Here is a 15,487-nt window from a genome sequence, read left to right as displayed (position 1 = left end):
CCCCGTGAGCACGCCCACCACCGCCACCGCGACCCCCGCCGTGGTCCGCCGCCTGCGCATCGCCTCCGATGTCTTCACCCGGCACGCGTACAGCGCCTCGCCGTCCGTCATCGACGCGACCGCCTGCGCGTTCCTGCTGGCCGCCAGCGCGCTCGAGGACGGCGACCTCGACGAGTACTCGGACGCCATGGCCGCCGTCGCCGCAGCGTTCGGCGCGCACGACTTCCACCTGTCGACCGAGCTGCTCGGGTACGCGGTCGAGCCGCTGACCGGCATTCGCCCGTCCATGGACGTGCTGAACGCGGTCGGCAAGCAGCTGGCCGAGGAGGACTTCGACCTACAGAAGCGACGGACCACGGTGCTCCACCTGCCGCACCTCGACTCGGGCGACGACGAGACCGTGACCTGGGCGCTGACCGCGCTGGCGCGGATCCACTACAAGCACGAGCGCCTGGCCCTCGCGGTCGCTGCCGACAACGGCCGTCCCTGCAACGTGGGCAAAACCGCGTATCGCCTCCTCGCCAACCAGGCCGTCTCACAGAAGGCCGCCAAGGCGGCGGGCCCACTCGACGGCCACAAGCTGATCGCCGCCCTCCGGGTGTTCGGCATCCCGGCCTGGCTCGCCGAGGACTCCGGCGTCTCATACGTCATCGCCGGGCTCGACAAGACGGACGACGAGGGTGAGGCGCACACCGGGCCGAAGGTCTTCCTGTACTCGGGCGAGAACGCGGACCTGGCCCCGGCGGACCACACGGAGCCGTGGACGTGCGCCCTGTACGACGGCGAGGGCGAGTTCCTCGACGTCCTGTTCACCGCCCGGCCGGGCCAGGCCCTCGACGAGGAGTGCGCGGAAGCCGCCCTGTGCCTCGCCGCCTGGCTCGCCGACCACGCGGCCCAGTACCCGCGCGCCTGACCTCCCCTCCTGCTCCATCCCTCACCCACGACCCATTTCGCACAGTCAGCTTTCGAAACGACGGTGCGGAAGACGCGGATCCCCCCCACGAAGGAGAGCGCCATGTTCCGTGAAACCGTCATCCACCCCGGAGGCAGCACCGAGGGCACCGCGAGCGAGTCGCACGCGCTGATGCTCCTGCGCCGCGCCCTGAACCGCGGCTACCTCACGGAAGCCACCCGCAACGGCGGCGCCTCGATCCGCTGGACCCGCATCGACCTCTCGTACGCGGTCGTGCTCCGCTCGATCGAACTCGCCCCGGTCCTGCCCATGGACGGGCTCGACGACGACACCCTCGGCATGCTCGCCGACCTCGACGGCACCGACGCCCGCTACGTGGTGCGCGGCACCTGGCGGCAGATCGTCACCGAGCGCGGCGACCTCTCGCCCGTGGACACCTCGCGGCTGCATGTGCGCCGCCTGGTCGCCGTCGACGGCAAGGGGCGCGTGCGCCTGACCCTCGCAGCCCGCCTCGGCATGCTCGCCGGCCAGCACGTCCAGAGCGGCGGCGACACCGACGGGCTCGCGATGTGCTCCTGCGGCGTGGTCGTCCACGCCCCGAACGGCCAGGCCGCCGACGACACGATGCGTGGCCACCGGCAGAACGCCACCGCCCGGTTCGTCGACTCGATCAACGCCACCTACGCGGCCGCGATCAGCGCCTCCCACTGACCCCCGCCCGAGGGCGTCCGGACGCGTCCACGGACGTATCCGGACGCCCTCACCCATCCATCCCGGAAGGCTTCACCATGCGACCCACCCAGGCCCACGTGCGCGGCATCTACGCAACCGCCCTCACCTACCTCGGCAGCGGCCGGACGCGCGCCGAACGGCACCACCTGATCCGCGCGCTGGACACGGCGATCAACCGGCGGCACCCGGAGGCCGACAGGCGCGCCCGGCGCCAGCTGCGGCACATGGCGCTCGAAGGCCTGCCCGGCTGGACCGACGCCGCCACGCTCGCCGACCTGGCTGCCCAGGTCCGCGCGGCCGCCCGATGCGGGCTCGACATGGCCGAGATGACCGGCCAGCCGTACGCGGTCGTCGCGGGCCGGATCTGGGTCCACGGTGCCTACTCGGCGCGGCGCGTGACGGTCGAGCGGCCCGCCCCGACCGGCCTGTCCGCCAGCGGCCGGCCCTGGGTGCGGATCTGGACGGACGCCGAGGAGGCCCCGAACCCGGTCGTCCTCGGCCTCGCCTTCGCCGCCTGACCCGGACGTCTCCGGATGCGGCATCCGGAGAGGCATCCGCGCAGGCCAGACGCCCCGTCCGGATCACCTCCAGGCGGGGCGTCCGCGTATCCGGATGCGACGTCCGAGGGCATCCGGATGTGGCATCCGGGGGCCCGGATTTCCCGCGATTTCCTGCGATTCCCTCGGGTCAACCCGGAACTGCATGGCCCGTGCACGCGTTGTATATAGTGACCACCCAATAACACTCCCCAAGGAGTCCGAGATGGCCGCCACGATCACCCCCACCGTGACCGTCGCGCGCGTCCTGCGCGACCTGGGTCTCACCCAGGGCAAGGGCTGCGACTTCCGCGTCACCGGCGAGTACCGCAACGGCGAGCGCATCGGAACCTACGTCCTCACCCTCACCCGCCACGCGGACGAGGTGGTCGCCGCGAACGCGGACGAGATCGAGCGCCTGACCGACGAGAGCAACCACCCCTTCAACGTCTCGATCTACTACCCGATCAGCGACCGCCCAATGACCGTCGTCGCCAACCACGGCGAGCGCGTCCGCCAGACCCCGCCCACCCCCGAGGTCGTCGAGGTGCCCGCCGAAGAGGTCGCCGAGGAGACCGCCCCGGAGGTCGTCGAGGAGCCCGCCGAGGACGCCGTCCCGGTCACCATCGAGGACGCCGCCCCGGCCGCCATCGAGAACGCCGCCCCGGCCGCCATCGAGAACGCCGCCCCGGCCGCCACCGAGGACGTCGCCCCGGCCGCCACCGAGGACGTCGCCCCGACCGCACCGAGCGGCGAGCGCCGCGCGCGGGCCCTGGGCTGGTCCGCCCGTCAGGCGTACCTGGTGGCCACCGTCGCGACCGGCGGCCTCGTCTACGGCCGCGACGGCGTCCTGCGCGACCGCCCCCACCCCGGCATGACCGGCACCGTCGTCGACGAGACCCGCCTCGGCCCCCTCGTGAAGGCCGGGTTCCTCGCGGTCTTCGAGCCGCACGGCCCCGGCACCAAGCGGATCGCCACCACGACCGACGGCCGCCAGGCGCTGCTCCTGTGGCGGCGGTACCGGCCGACCCCCGCCGTGAAGAACCGCAAGGAGGAGCGCGAGCCGCTGCGGCCCCTGATCGGCGGCGTCCAGGCCACCCGCGCCCGCCGGGCCCTGGCCGAGGATGACCGGCGGCTGCGCGAGGACCGCGCCGCGATGTACGCCGTGGTCGGCGCGATCCACGCCCGGGAGGACCGCTGCGAGCGCGCCTGGTGGGCGTGGGCTCGGGTCAACGGCGGCGGCACCCACCGGCTGGGCCGCACCGCCCCGGCCGGCTGGGTGCCCACCGACGAGGAGATCGCCCGGTTCCGCCTGGACCCGGCCGTCGTCGACGAGCTGCGCGCCGAGGCCGCCAGCCCGACGGCCAAGCCGTCGATGCCCGAGGCGCGCAAGCCGGTCCCGGTCGCCCCGGTGCCGCTCCCGACCGTGCCCCACGAGGTCGTGCAGCTCGGCCTGTTCGGAGCCGTGGCCCGATGAGCGCGCACGCGAAGGCGCCCCGCACGCGAGGTGCGGGGCGCCTTGCTGTCCAGCGCAGGTCAGTCGTTCTGGTAGCTGGCCTTCGCCGACCGGTTGCGGACGTGACCGGCGGCGATGTCGTACACGCGCTGCCTGCCGACACCGAGGACGGGGGCCAGCTCCTCGCCGGTGTGGCCGCGGTCGAGGAGACCGCGCACGGTCAGCTCCCGCTGATGACGGAGCCAGCGCTGAAGCTCGGGGACCGCCTTGAGCGCGGTCGTCAGTGCCTCGGCCTGGTCGAGAGTCGGGTCGGCGGCGAGGTTGGTGAGAGCGGCGAAGGGCTCGGGGAGTTCGATGGCCATGCGAGCAGTCTAGTGGGTAGTCACGCTGAATGACCAAGAAGGGCTCTGACCTGCGGTTTTCTTCGAAAAATTCCCGATTTTCTTCCGTCGCCCCGGTACCCCCAAAGTGGTTCAGCGTTAGACATAGTGACCAACCAATAACCCCCCACCCAGGGAGCCGCCATGGACGCCAGCCTTGCCCTCGACATCTTCACCGCCCGCGCGAACGGGGAAGCCAGGAAGGCCGAGACCGCCCGCGAGAACCTGGCCAAGGGCTGCGCATCCAAGGGCTACCTCGACCTGACCCACCTCATGGACGCCGTGATGATGGCCGACGCGACGGCCAAGCCCTGGCACGACCTGATGGTCCGCATCGAGCGCCACGGCGTCCGCGAGGGCCTCGCCAAGATGCGCGCCAAGGCGACCGAGGCCCTGATCGAGTACGGGATTGCGCTCAGCACCAGCCTGATCACCAACGCGGAGCGGATGTACGAGCAGGACGGCCTGCGCCGCTTCCTCAGCTCCACCAACGGCATGGACATCGAGGACGCCCCCGAGGCCGCCGACGAGGCCCCCGCGGCGGCCGTCGAGGAGCCGGCCCCGGCGCCGGTGATCGCCCCCACGGCGACGCCCGCCCAGAAGCGGACCCTGGAGGCCATCCGGGACAACGGCATCAAGCTCCAGGAAGCGCGCGTGGGCCACCTGCGGGTCGCGGCCGAGCGCGGCGAGCGCCCCCGCAAGGACATGGTCGAGTGGGTCATCGAGCAGGGCTGGGCCGAGCGCGACACCACCACCAGCCTCTACAGCGGCCAGGCCGTGACCCTCACCGCGATTGGCCAGGCGATCCTGGCCGCCTGACCGGCCGCCACCCGGGCGGGGCCACCAGCCCCGCCCCTCTGGCCTGCGATTTCTTCCGAAAGCCCTGGATCACCCCGGTGCCCCAGGGTGTTCTACGCGTTGAACATAGTGACCACCCAATAACCCTCCACCCAGGGAGCCACCATGGACGCCACCGCGATCACCGCCATCTTCACCGCAGCGGCCACCGCCACCGCCTGGAAGCAGACGAACCTCGGCCCCCGCACGAGCGTCCGCATCGACGGCACCGAGTGGACCGTCCAGCTCCCCAAGTGCAGCGGCAAGGCGTACATCGCGGGCAGCAGCGGCCAGGGCGGCGACACCGCCGCTTTCGTCGAAGCCACCTGGGCCGAGACCTTCCCGATCGTCGAGGCCGCCCTCGCGGCCGCCCGCATCCACTGACCTCCCCACCCACCGACGGCCCGGCACCCGCCGGGCCGTCCCCATTCCCGAAAGGAAGCCCGCCCATGACAGACGTCGAGATCACCCACACGCGAGCGGAAGGCACGATCCTCGCCGGCTCGGTGAAGGGTGACGGCATCTTCGCGATCGTCCGGCCCTTCGGCTTCTGGTTCTCCCAGGACGTCGACGGCCTGTACGTCAAGCGGTCACGCGACCGCGAGGCTGACATGTGGAAGATCAACCAGGCGGCCGACGCCCTGCGCGCAGCCGGCCACACGGTCACGATCGAGATCCGCGAGGAGGAGCGGCGCTCCTTCGAGGATGCCGAGACCGACCGCGTGGTGCGCGCCTGGGAACGTGCCACCCGGTTCGACGACCGGGCCGGGCGAGCAGCTGCCAACTCCGACGCCCGCCGCGACAGGGCCAACGACATCGGCCGCCGCTTCGCGATGGGCCAGCCCATCCTCGTCGGCCACCACAGCGAGCGCGGCGCCCGCCGCGACCAGGAGCGCATGCACGACAACATGCGGAAGTCGATCGAGGAGGGCCGGAAGGCCGGGTACTGGGCGGGCCGCGCGAAGGCGGCGGAGGGCTACGAGACGTTCCGGAACAACCCGCAGCGCACCCTGCGGCGCCTGCGCAAGCTCGGCGCCGACCTCCGCGCGCAGGAACGGCACATCGAGCGGGCCGCGAAGGAAGGCTGGGACAGCGGGCGGCACGAGCGCCTGGCCGAAGACCTCCGCGAAGAGATCGCCTACTGGGAGGCCGTGGTCGCCAAGGCCGAGGCCGACGGGGTCAAGCTGTGGGGCCCGGACGACTTCGCGCCCGGCGACTACGCCCTGTACTCGGGGTCCTGGTACCAGGTGGAGCGGGTCAACCGGCAGACGCTGTCGATCGCGTGGAACCTCAGGCTGGCCCCCAAGCAGGTGATGAGGCAGGAGGACGCCACCCAGCGCGGAAAGGTCTGGACGCACCCGGCCGACTACACCAACGTCCGGGCCCGATGCCCCGAGGCGGCGATGGACGCCTTCCTCGCGGACGGCAAGGTGCCTGGCATCAAGACGGCCCGCACCGCCTCCGACGAGCAGCTGGCGAGCGCCGTGCGCGAGGCCCAGGCGGCGAAGCCGAAGCCGAAGAAGAAGAGCGACCCGAAGGTGCCCAAGAAGGTGTTCGTCGTCTGCCCGATCAGCGGGGAAGAGGCGACGCTGACGTGGCTGAACGGCGGTAGCCGACCGCACAAGGACTTCGAGCCGGTGACGATCACGCCACCGGAGGGGGAGAACTTCCGGCGGGCGATCTGGTCCCGTGCCCTGAAGGCCGAGATCGCGCGGGTCCTCGGCGAGCAGGGCTACGAGTGCGGCGAGGACGACTGGACGTACGCCCGCGACAGCAGCGGGTACGTGCGGACCATCAAGCCGAAGGAGGTCGCACCCGAGGCGGAAGCCGAAAAACCTGCTCTGACCTGCGGAAACTCCGAATCTCCCCGGAACCAAACGGATGTCTCAGGCGTTGTACATAGTGACCACCCACTAGCCCCCAACCCTGAGGAGTCCGCAGTGACCGAGGAAAAGGCCCCCGGCCGCAAGCTCACCCGCAAGGAGCTCCGCGCCGCCCAGTTCGCCGAGATGGCCGAGCGTGCCGCCCAGCGCCCGGAGGTCGAGCGCACCGACCAGCTCGACGCCGCCTACCGCGCGTACGTGGACGAGGGAATCGCGTCCACCGACGGCTATTACGCCCCGCTGGACTTCCAGGCGTGGGCGGCCACCCTCGGCGCCCACCTCGTCACCGCGGCCGCCGAGGAGCCCGCCGCGGCGGACGTCGAGCCCGAGGCGGCGGCGCCCGCGACCGGAGACGGTGAGGGTGCCGGGAGCGAAAAAACCCCCCTGACCTGCGAAAACTCCGAGGAAACCCGGAACCCCAAAGCCTCCACGAGCGTTGTACATAGTGACCACCCACTAACATCCCTCATCGAGGAGGCCCCCACCATGACCACCACCGCGCCCGCCAAGAAGGCCACCACCCCCGCCAAGGCCGCCAAGAAGGACGCCCCCAAGGCCCCCGCCAAGAAGGCGCCCGCCCCGGCTGAGGTCAAGAACGTCCAGAAGATCGTCCCGCTCGACCGCATCGACCGGGACCCGAGCCAGCCGCGCGAAGAGTTCGACCAGGCCAAGCTCGAAGAACTCGCCGGCTCCATCAAGGCCCTGGGCGTCCTCTCCCCGATCGGCCTGCGGTACGTCAAGGAGACCCGGCGGTACGTGATCCTCGTCGGCGAGCGGCGGTGGCGCGCGTCCAAGATGGCGGGCCTTACCGAGATCCCTGCGGTCGTCACCCACGGCGTCGCCGAGGGCAGCCGCGAGACCCTCGCCAAGCAGGTCGCCGAGAACGTCGGCAGGGCGGACATGACCCCGATGGAGGAGGCGAAGTCCTTCCAGCGGCTGATGGACGCCGAGTACACGGTCGACGAGATCGCCGAGATGTGCGGCAAGTCCCCCGCCTTCGTCGGGTGGCGCGTCGACCTCCTCAAGCTCTGCGACGCCGCGCAGGACGCCTTGAGTAAGGCGCTCCTCCCGGTCGGCATGGCCTGGTACGTCGCCAAGCTGAGCTGCGAGAACCAGATGCGCTTCCTGGCGAAGTACACGCGGGGCGGGTTCCCGAACGACCGGGCGGCCGACGAGTTCGTGAAGGCGTGCCTGGCCGAAGAGAAGCGGCGCGCCTCGCAGGGCTCGTTCTTCGTCCTCGCCGGCGAGGACGCCGAGGGCGACGGCAGCGTCCAGGAGGCCATCCCCGGTGCGCACGACGTCACCGAGGAGGAGCGCGAGCGGATCGCGGACGAGCGCTCGAAGATGTCGAAGAAGATCGACCGGCTGTCGACCGCAGGCGAGATCCTGTCCGAGCTGGCCACCGCGGACCCGGAGGAGCTGGCCCTCCTCCTCGCCGGGACCCCGGGCGGCGTCCCCGGCCACCAGCTCCGGATGGAGCACCTCCAGAAGCTCATCGGCAAGGTGAGCGCGAACCTGCGCAAGGCCCAGGCGGTCGCGGAGGTCCGCGCGGGCGGCATCGTCGTCAACCCCGAAGCCGCCGCATAGTGACTAGTCACGGAGGCCACCCGGGCGGCGGCCCCCACCCCCTCTCTCCACCCCGCACCCCAGGAGGCACCATGATCTTTCCGACCGACGTCCTCGCCGCCCTCACGGACCCCCGCACCGAGATTCGCGGCGACCTCGTGCGCATCCCCTTCGGGCTGGACCGGCCCACGTACGAGCAGGTCGACCAGGTGCTCAAGGACATGGGCGGCCGGTGGGACGGCCGCAAGCGCGTCCGCGGTCACGTCTTCGGTCACCGGATCGAGGAGCTCATGCGCCAGTGCCTGGCGGCCGGGGAGTACCCGTCGAGGCGCGAGCAGGGCTGGTTCGCCACCCCGCCCGCCCTCGTCATGCAGATCGTCGACCTCGCCGGGATCTGCGCAGGGGAGACCGTCCTCGAGCCCTCGGCGGGCGCAGGCGCACTGACGAACGAGATCGCCCGCCGCGGCGGCCTGGTCGACGCTTACGAGATCGACGAGCGGCGCGCGGGCATCCTCCGTGGACAGGGCGACTGCCGCAGGGTCTTCGCCGCCGACTTCCTCGCCCAGGACCCGCTGGAGTACGAGGAGGGCTTCGACAAGGTGGTGATGAACCCGCCCTTCAGCAACGCCCTGGAGCACATCCTGCACGCGGTCCAGTTCATGAAGGACGACGGTGTCCTCGTCTCCGTCGCGAGCAACGGCCTGCTGTGGTGGGAGGACCGGCGGTCGACCGAGTTCCGCGAGATCGTCGAGGAGGTCGGCGGCGAGATCGAGGCCCTGCCCGAGGACTCCTTCGCGGTCTCGGGAACGCGCGTCCGCACGTGCCTGGTCTTCCTGCCCGGCTACGCGGGCAGCCGGCTCCGCACCCACGACTGGCTGCTGCGCCAGCCCCGCCAGCTCGACCTCTTCAGCTTCGCCGCCTGACCTGGCTTTCCTTGCGCCCATTTTGCAAAGTCAACTTTGGAAACCTGGTTAGCCAAAGCTGGCTTCGGGAACGATCAAGGTAGAACATCCCACCCCCACAAGCCCCCACGAAAGGGACAGCGTGAGTACCGACATCCGCCTCGCAACGTGCACCTTCCAGGAGTTCCAACCCGGCATGGGCACCCCCGTCCGCACCACCGTTGGACGGCCCCGGTTCGGCCTCCCGTACCCCATGACGGCCCACGCCCAACTCGTCACCCCGACCCGCGAACTCCTCAAGATCAACGCGCGCGACGCGTACGAGTTCAGCTACCGCCGGCTACTCAACGCGCGAGGCGGCATCGAAGCGATCCAGGCCGAGCTGATCCGCATCGCGGGCGCCTACGACCTCGACAGCCCCCTCGTCCTCCTCTGCTTCGACCGGTTCGACAAGCTCACGCCCCCCGGCGACTGGTGCCACCGCCGGATGCTGGCCGACTACATCACGGAGCACACCGGCCAGGAAGTGCCCGAGCTGGGCGCCCCGCCACGGACGTCGGCCCCGCCGTCCACCCTCTTCTAGCCGCCCCGCCCCGACAAGGAGAAAGCCATGGCCGGCGCCTACTGCAACTTCTGCGGACACCGCTGCTTCGTGTACCGCGTGATCCCGGACGGCCTCCAGAAGGGGTGGGTCGGACACCTCGCCACCTGCGCTGCCGGGATGGCGCACGACCGGAAGCAGACCGGCCACGACCACACCACCGCGACCAACCCGCAGAGCGACGACTGAGCCGCCTGACCAGCACGTTTCAACCGGCCGGGACCCCAAGGGTCCCGGCCGGACCCATGCCCGGACGGAGCGAAGGACCCACCGTGCGCGAAGAGATCACCACCCGAGTCTGCCTGGACGACTTGCTCGGCCCGTTCGACTGCAAGCTCGACCCGACCAACCGCTGGAACGGCTGGATGTCCCCCCGGTTCACCCTGGACGTCGCCCGGAAGCTGTCCGCCCAGACGCTCGCCATGGCCGACGAGTACGGCTACGACTGCACCGACACGATCCACGTGATCGAGGGCCGCGCGGACAGCCGGGACACCGTCCACATCATCGACAGCGACATCAAGCGCGAGACGGACGACGGCTGGGGCGAACGCGAGCCGCTCTCCATGGCCATCCGGATCAACTGGCGCGACCTGGGCAAGGGCGCCGAGGACGCGACCACGATCGCCATCGCCACGAAGGCCGCCCGAAAGGCGGCCCGCAGGCGCAAGCCGAACGGCAACGGCGAGACGCGCGCGGTCGTCGTCCACGTCCGCTGGCAGTGGGCGGACGAAGGCGGCGACGCCGCCAACGTCATCGAGCCCGCCCGCGACGGCCTCTACTCCATCGGCGGCTGGGAATGGTGCTGGAGCCTGGCCCCCTGGTGGTGCGCCGGATGCGGCAGCTACGCGGACTGGCACGACACCGAGTGCACGTGCGGCCTGACCCGCCCGAAGACGCCGCTCGGCGCGACCGGCTGGGGCGTCGCCTGCGTCCTTCACCGCCTGGTCCCCGAGACCACCTCGGTCCTGGTCGACCTCCACGACGACAGCGCCCGGATCGTCGGCGCGTTCGCCGGTGACGCCGAGATCGACACAGCGGACACCGGCCGGTTCGACACCGAAACGCTCGGCAAGGCGGACGGCATTCTCCGCCGGGCTCTGGTCTTGGCCGAGCCCGGCGACATCGAGGCGGCCGGCTGGGTGCACGTCCCGGACCCGGACACGGAGCACCTGTACCGGATCACCTTCCCCGCCGCCCGCAAGTAGCCCGCCCCGGGCCGGTACGGGCGCCCCACAGCGCCCGCACCGGCCCCACCTCCACCCCACCCGAACGGAATCGAGGAGGTCACATGGACACCCAGCCCCCCATCCGGCCCGCCTACCAGATCCCCGCCAGCCTCGGCGCGGCAGCGCACGCCGCGCTGGACGCCGACCGCGCGGCCCGCGAGCAGCTTGCCCGCACGATGGTCGTCGCGGCCGCCGCGGCGGTGCGCGACATCCTGACCGGCCACCAGCCGGGCGCCGCGTTCGACGCGAGTGCCGCCGAGCTCGTCGAGGGCGAGGACGGCGACCTGTTCCCCACCGGCCGGTACTGGACGCTGTCCGGCACCGAGCGGACGTTCACGGAAGCGGTCGGGCTCACCGAGGCCGGGAACGGCATCCACGGCATGAGCGAGTGGACCGCGTACCTGAACGACGAGAACCGCACGGTCTGGGGCCCGCTGTGCGCCGACCTGCCCGACCGCGACGGGCGGCCGGCGTACGCACTCGACCTCGTCCGGGGCGCCACGCTCCTCGAGGAGCCCGACCCCCGATGGGTCGAGGTCCTGGTGTCCGCGAACGAGGTCGACCGCTACCCGGCCCTGGTCGACCCCGCCGACCAGCGCGACGGACTGGTGAGGCCCTGGTTCGACCTCGACACCGTCCGCCGGATCGCCGAAGACAGCGAGGACCGCGCCGGGTGCTTCGGGCACGGCGCGGTCGACACCGTCCACGTCCTCGACGGCCAGGTCGACCAAAGGGCGCGGGCAGTAGTCCTGGTCATCTGCTGGATGTACCTCGACGGCGAGAAGCACGAGCAGGCGGTCGAGGTCCTCCAGCCGAACGAGAACGGCCGGTACGCGGTCGGCGGCCACGACTGGGGCTGGTACGCGCTCGACGGCCACCTGAACCCGATCATCCCGTTCCGCGCGGACGCCGTCTGACCTGGGCTCCTTTGTGGTCCCTTTGCGGATCATGACGGATATTCGAAAGTCAACTTGGGAAAGCTGACTTTAGAAACGCTTTCCATCCACCCCCCAGGACCGGGCCCCGCGCCCGGTCCTGGCTCATTTCCCGCGGGAGGCCCCACCCATGACCGCCGCCATCAGCCCGACCTTCCGCTCCTGGGAAGCCGCCTCGAAGGAAGCCAACGCGCCCCGGCGACTGAACGCCTACAAGCACGACAGCGGCGACCTCTCCGTGATGGATTGGTTCGCAGGTTGCGGCGGCAGCGGCCAGGGTGCGGATGCCGTCCCCGGCCTGCGCGTGACCCGCGCCGCGAACCACTGGAAGCAGGCCATCGAGACCCACCAGTTCAACTTCCCGGGCGTCACGCACTACATCGGCGACATCCGCAAGGCCCCGGTCTGGGCCTGGCCCGTCACCGACGTCCACTGGGCGAGCCCGGAGTGTTTCCCGGCCGGGACGATGATCCTGACCCGGCGGGGCCAGGTCCCCATCGAGGACGTCGTGGTCGGAGACGAGGTCTTCACCCACGAGCGCAGGTGGCGGCCGGTCGCGACCACCATGCGCAAGACGGCCGACACTGTGCTGGTGAAGGGTGTCGGTCACGCCGGTGGCATCGAGACCACCGCCGAGCACCCTTTCTACACGCGGCAGCGCGCCCGGGTCTGGCAGAACACGAAGCAGGGATACCGCTGGGAACTGACCGGCGACACCGAGTGGACCGAAGCCAAGAACCTCGAAGGCCGCATGTGGTCCACGCCGATCGACTTCGGCGAGGAACTGCCAGTCCCGGAGATCGGAGGACGCGGCGGCATCGAGTTCACCCCCGAGTTCTGGTGGCTCGTCGGCCGCTGGCTGGGAGACGGCTCGCTCCGCGTTGAGACGGCGGCCGATCGCAAGCGCGGCCGGAACGATCTGCTCGTCACCTGCGGACACCACGAGGCTGACGAACTCGCAGAGCGGCTGGATGCGATGCTGAGTGGCCTCACCTGGTACCGGCGCACTCAGCGTACGGCTACGGTCTTCGCCACGACGCACGGTGGCTTGATCAGGTGGCTGGTCGAGCACTTCGGACAGCATTCCTACGGCAAGACGATCCCGGCCTGGGCATTGACCATGCCGGTCGCCTGGCGGGAAGCGCTGCTCGCCGGCTACCTCTCGGCCGACGGCAGCGAGAACGGCGTCTACACGCAGATGGATACGGTCTCGAAGCGCCTCGCGATCAGCCTGCGACTGATGGCCAACTCCCTAGGCGTCGTGGCGAACCTGTCCGGACCGCGCACTCGTAAGCCTGCCAAGATCGAAGGCCGAGCGATCAATGCCCGGCCGATCTGGCACCTGAACTGGATCACGGAGGGGCCGAAGCGCGCCTTCCATGTCGACCAGGACGGATACCGGTGGGCGCCGGTCAAGTCGGTCGAGCCCACCGGCCGGACGGCCGAGGTCTTCAACCTGAGCGTCGCCGAGGACGAGTCGTACGTCGCGGATGGTGTGATCGTTCACAATTGCACTAACTGGAGCGTCGCGAAGGGTCTGAAGCGGTCGTGGGCCACGGCCGTCCAGGGCGACCTGATGAGCCTCTACGAGGAGCAGGAGGAGAAGTTCAAGGCGGCCGACGAGATGGACGACGGCCCGACCGAGGAGGAGGTGGCCAGCCGCGCCCTGATGGAAGAGGTCCCGCTCTACCTGCGAGGCGTCATCGAGCGCGGCGGGCTGGTCAAGGCGGGAGTCGTCGAGAACGTCGTCGACGTCCGCGCCTGGACCGAGTGGGACGCGTGGTTGAAGGAGTTCCACAAGCTGGGGTACCGGACGCGGTTGATCGCGCTGAACAGCATGCACGCCGACCCGCGCAGCGTGCATCGCGCCCCGCAGTCCCGTGACCGGCTCTACCTGGCCTACTGGCACAAGAGCCTCGGCCGTACGCCCGACTGGGACAAGTGGCTGCGCCCTCAGGCGTACTGCACGGGCTGCGGCGAGATGGTTGCCGCGCTCCAGGTCTTCCGCAAGCCGGGCAAGGACATGGGCCGGTACGGGTCGAGCTACGACTACAAGTGCCCCAAGAAGTCCTGCCGCACGATTGTCCACCCGGACGTTCTGCCCGCCGCGGCCGCGATCGACTGGTCCATCAAGGGCACGCCGATCGGCTCCCGGAAGAAGGACGAGGAGTGCCCCGAGGGTCTGGCCCCGGCGACGATGGCTAGGATCCGCGCGGGCATCGCCCGGTACTGGCCGCAGCCCGGCGAGCAGGCCGGACAGGGCTCGCTGTTCGGAGAGGGTGGCGGCGACGTCGGCCCGATGCTCGTGCCCACCGGCGGGACCTGGCGCAAGGACGCGGCCCGGGTCGACGTCCCGATGTCCACGCGGACCACGGTCGAGAGCGACGCCCTGGTGACCCCGCCGTTCCTCGTGCCCTGCGAGGGCCGCGAGGGCAAGCAGCCGATGCCGCTGGATGCCCCGCTGCGCACCCAGACGGCCCGCCTGGAGACCGCGCTCGCCTACGTCCCGTTCGTGGTGCCCATGCGAGGCGGCGGCGACAAGGAGAAGGCGCGGCACGTCACCGGCCACCCGCTCCACACCGTCTCAGCCGGCGGCAACCACCACGGCCTGGCGATGGCCCCCGTTCCGCTGGTCATGCGGAACAACACGCCCAAGGGCGACCCCGCCCAGATGGTCACCCCGGCCAGTGAGCCGCTGCGGACCATGACGACCACCGGCCACCAGTCGCTGCTCACGGCGGACCCGCTGCTTGTCCCGTACTACGGCAACGGCCAGGCCCGCACGGTCGGTGAGCCCGTCGGCGCTCTGCCCACCCGGGACCGGTACGCGCTGCTTGACGCGGACGGGAACTACGACGTGTCCAAGGTGCTTTTCCGGATGCTCCAGCCCAAGGAGATCCAGCGGGCGATGGCCTTCGGGGACCGGTACAAGATCCTCGGCTCCAAGCGGCACCAGATCCGCCAGCTCGGCAACGCCGTTACCCCGAATGCGGCCGAGGTCCTGCTGTGCGCGCTCGTCGAGTGCATCACCGGCGAGCCCATAAGCCGATACGCGCTGGCCGCCTGACCTGCGGTTTTTCTCGAAAATCCCACGTCACACCGGTACCTCACGGACAGTCACGCGTTAGGCATAGTGACTCACCAATAAACCCCCTCCCTGAAGGAGCCCGCCATGCTCGCCACCGCTATCCGCGAAGAGGCCGAACTGATCGCCGGAGCCGGGGATGCCGAAGACGCGCTCGACCTCGTGCGGCGACTGATCCGCTCGAACCAGGTCAAGACCGCGGTCGCCATCCGGCGGGCGGTCGTCAAGGGCGTGCTCGACCGGGACGCTCTCGTCCGGATCGGCGAAGAGATCGCGGCGGAGGCCGCCGCGCGGGAAGCGTGGGCGCAGGCCGAGTTCAGCGCCGTCGCCCGACAGATGGCCCGGAGCGGAGTGCGCGTCATGGCCGACGCGGGCCGCGCGGCGCTGCACGTGTCCTGACCTGCGGTTTTTCTAAAAAATCCCGGAGTTCAA

At 70.7% G+C, this 15,487-nt stretch carries 15 protein-coding genes; 14 read left to right on the top strand and 1 reads right to left on the bottom strand.

All coding sequences use genetic code 11. The features are described 5' to 3' along the window. Window positions 1-4 precede the first annotated feature (4 nt). From ACZ7OY_RS29505 to ACZ7OY_RS29490, 4 genes are all read left to right on the top strand, one after another. The gene (locus ACZ7OY_RS29505) at window positions 5-913 is read left to right on the top strand and encodes a hypothetical protein (protein WP_471914204.1); all 909 of its coding nucleotides are present in this window, start codon (window positions 5-7) and stop codon (window positions 911-913) included. Between the two features lie 102 nt (window positions 914-1,015). Continuing rightward, window positions 1,016-1,624: a hypothetical protein gene (locus ACZ7OY_RS29500; RefSeq protein ID WP_471914203.1), complete on the top strand. Its 609-nt coding sequence runs from the start codon at window positions 1,016-1,018 to the stop codon at window positions 1,622-1,624. A 77-nt stretch (window positions 1,625-1,701) separates the two neighbouring features. Next, window positions 1,702-2,163, top strand: coding sequence for a hypothetical protein (locus ACZ7OY_RS29495; protein ID WP_471914202.1), 462 nt, complete (start codon window positions 1,702-1,704; stop codon window positions 2,161-2,163). A gap of 244 nt (window positions 2,164-2,407) precedes the next feature. Continuing rightward, complete coding sequence (locus tag ACZ7OY_RS29490) at window positions 2,408-3,658, top strand: hypothetical protein (RefSeq protein ID WP_471914201.1); 1,251 nt, start codon at window positions 2,408-2,410, stop codon at window positions 3,656-3,658. 59 nt (window positions 3,659-3,717) lie between these two features. On the opposite strand, the gene ACZ7OY_RS29485 is transcribed toward ACZ7OY_RS29490, so the two are convergent. Beyond that, complete coding sequence (locus ACZ7OY_RS29485) at window positions 3,718-3,999, bottom strand: sigma-70 family RNA polymerase sigma factor (protein ID WP_471914200.1); 282 nt, start codon at window positions 3,997-3,999, stop codon at window positions 3,718-3,720. A 162-nt stretch (window positions 4,000-4,161) separates the two neighbouring features. On the opposite strand from ACZ7OY_RS29485, the gene ACZ7OY_RS29480 reads away from it, so the two are divergent. From ACZ7OY_RS29480 to ACZ7OY_RS29435, 10 genes are all read left to right on the top strand, one after another. Next, window positions 4,162-4,836, top strand: coding sequence for a hypothetical protein (locus ACZ7OY_RS29480; RefSeq protein ID WP_471914199.1), 675 nt, complete (start codon window positions 4,162-4,164; stop codon window positions 4,834-4,836). A gap of 144 nt (window positions 4,837-4,980) precedes the next feature. Next, on the top strand, window positions 4,981-5,238 hold the full coding sequence (locus ACZ7OY_RS29475; protein ID WP_471914198.1) for a hypothetical protein: 258 nt from the start codon (window positions 4,981-4,983) through the stop codon (window positions 5,236-5,238). Between the two features lie 65 nt (window positions 5,239-5,303). Beyond that, the gene (locus ACZ7OY_RS29470) at window positions 5,304-8,324 is read left to right on the top strand and encodes a ParB/RepB/Spo0J family partition protein (RefSeq protein WP_471914197.1); all 3,021 of its coding nucleotides are present in this window, start codon (window positions 5,304-5,306) and stop codon (window positions 8,322-8,324) included. A 71-nt stretch (window positions 8,325-8,395) separates the two neighbouring features. Further along, window positions 8,396-9,226: a methyltransferase gene (locus tag ACZ7OY_RS29465; RefSeq protein ID WP_471914196.1), complete on the top strand. Its 831-nt coding sequence runs from the start codon at window positions 8,396-8,398 to the stop codon at window positions 9,224-9,226. A 121-nt stretch (window positions 9,227-9,347) separates the two neighbouring features. Beyond that, entirely contained in the window at window positions 9,348-9,788 is a 441-nt protein-coding gene (locus ACZ7OY_RS29460; protein ID WP_471914195.1) for a DUF488 family protein, read from the top strand. A 27-nt stretch (window positions 9,789-9,815) separates the two neighbouring features. Beyond that, window positions 9,816-9,995, top strand: coding sequence for a hypothetical protein (locus ACZ7OY_RS29455; RefSeq protein WP_471914194.1), 180 nt, complete (start codon window positions 9,816-9,818; stop codon window positions 9,993-9,995). 83 nt (window positions 9,996-10,078) lie between these two features. Next, window positions 10,079-11,014, top strand: coding sequence for a hypothetical protein (locus ACZ7OY_RS29450; protein ID WP_471914193.1), 936 nt, complete (start codon window positions 10,079-10,081; stop codon window positions 11,012-11,014). An 83-nt stretch (window positions 11,015-11,097) separates the two neighbouring features. Continuing rightward, window positions 11,098-11,952 (top strand): hypothetical protein, encoded by an 855-nt coding sequence (locus ACZ7OY_RS29445; RefSeq protein ID WP_471914192.1) that lies wholly within the window; start codon window positions 11,098-11,100, stop codon window positions 11,950-11,952. Between the two features lie 148 nt (window positions 11,953-12,100). Next, window positions 12,101-15,037 (top strand): DNA cytosine methyltransferase, encoded by a 2,937-nt coding sequence (locus tag ACZ7OY_RS29440; protein ID WP_471914191.1) that lies wholly within the window; start codon window positions 12,101-12,103, stop codon window positions 15,035-15,037. A 105-nt stretch (window positions 15,038-15,142) separates the two neighbouring features. Continuing rightward, window positions 15,143-15,454, top strand: a complete 312-nt coding sequence (locus ACZ7OY_RS29435) for a hypothetical protein (RefSeq protein ID WP_471914190.1) — start codon at window positions 15,143-15,145, stop codon at window positions 15,452-15,454. The last annotated feature ends 33 nt before the right edge of the window (window positions 15,455-15,487 follow it).

The organism is Streptomyces sp. NPDC107559 (genome assembly GCF_055657365.1).
Note: the sequence above shows the minus strand (reverse complement) of the source record. Positions and strands in the feature narration are given on the sequence as shown.

Excerpts from the sequence above, each read along its gene's own strand:
- ACZ7OY_RS29500 (WP_471914203.1), top strand. The coding sequence starts at position 1,016 with ATGTTCCGTGAAACCGTCATCCACCCCGGAGGCAGCACCGAGGGCACC.
- ACZ7OY_RS29495 (WP_471914202.1), top strand. The coding sequence starts at position 1,702 with ATGCGACCCACCCAGGCCCACGTGCGCGGCATCTACGCAACCGCCCTC.
- ACZ7OY_RS29490 (WP_471914201.1), top strand. The coding sequence starts at position 2,408 with ATGGCCGCCACGATCACCCCCACCGTGACCGTCGCGCGCGTCCTGCGC.
- ACZ7OY_RS29485 (WP_471914200.1), bottom strand. The coding sequence starts at position 3,999 with ATGGCCATCGAACTCCCCGAGCCCTTCGCCGCTCTCACCAACCTCGCC.
- ACZ7OY_RS29480 (WP_471914199.1), top strand. The coding sequence starts at position 4,162 with ATGGACGCCAGCCTTGCCCTCGACATCTTCACCGCCCGCGCGAACGGG.
- ACZ7OY_RS29475 (WP_471914198.1), top strand. The coding sequence starts at position 4,981 with ATGGACGCCACCGCGATCACCGCCATCTTCACCGCAGCGGCCACCGCC.
- ACZ7OY_RS29470 (WP_471914197.1), top strand. The coding sequence starts at position 5,304 with ATGACAGACGTCGAGATCACCCACACGCGAGCGGAAGGCACGATCCTC.
- ACZ7OY_RS29465 (WP_471914196.1), top strand. The coding sequence starts at position 8,396 with ATGATCTTTCCGACCGACGTCCTCGCCGCCCTCACGGACCCCCGCACC.
- ACZ7OY_RS29455 (WP_471914194.1), top strand. The coding sequence starts at position 9,816 with ATGGCCGGCGCCTACTGCAACTTCTGCGGACACCGCTGCTTCGTGTAC.
- ACZ7OY_RS29445 (WP_471914192.1), top strand. The coding sequence starts at position 11,098 with ATGGACACCCAGCCCCCCATCCGGCCCGCCTACCAGATCCCCGCCAGC.
- ACZ7OY_RS29440 (WP_471914191.1), top strand. The coding sequence starts at position 12,101 with ATGACCGCCGCCATCAGCCCGACCTTCCGCTCCTGGGAAGCCGCCTCG.
- ACZ7OY_RS29435 (WP_471914190.1), top strand. The coding sequence starts at position 15,143 with ATGCTCGCCACCGCTATCCGCGAAGAGGCCGAACTGATCGCCGGAGCC.